Raw genomic sequence first — 255 nt, 5'->3', positions numbered from 1 at the left:
CGACTCAACGATATTCGGCGAATCCGCCGGAATAAAGAAAGTGGCAATCGCAATCTGCGGCTTGCCGCGCGCATTCAGCCACGACAGCTCATACGCGTTCCAAATATCCGTGCCGAAAAACGGCAACGTCGCCCCAATACCGATCTGCTCGCGCGCATTCTTCCGCGCGATCGGAAAGAGCAGCGATGCGTCGTACTGTTCGGTGTAGCTGGACGGTTTGCCCAGCGGTGATTGTTCGGGTGTCATGATGCGTTC

The 255-nt window shown here is 56.9% G+C and carries 1 pseudogene; it reads right to left on the bottom strand.

Annotated features, from left to right (window positions below):
• Positions 1-246, bottom strand: a pseudogene (locus SB771_RS35725) (NADPH-dependent 7-cyano-7-deazaguanine reductase QueF); the annotation flags it as partial.
• Between the last annotated feature and the right edge of the window lie 9 nt (positions 247-255).

It is taken from the genome of Burkholderia sp. SIMBA_051 (genome assembly GCF_046534915.1).
Taxonomy (GTDB): domain Bacteria; phylum Pseudomonadota; class Gammaproteobacteria; order Burkholderiales; family Burkholderiaceae; genus Burkholderia; species Burkholderia ambifaria.
The sequence above is the reverse complement of the archived record's forward strand: the minus strand, read 5'-3'. Positions and strand labels throughout refer to the sequence as shown.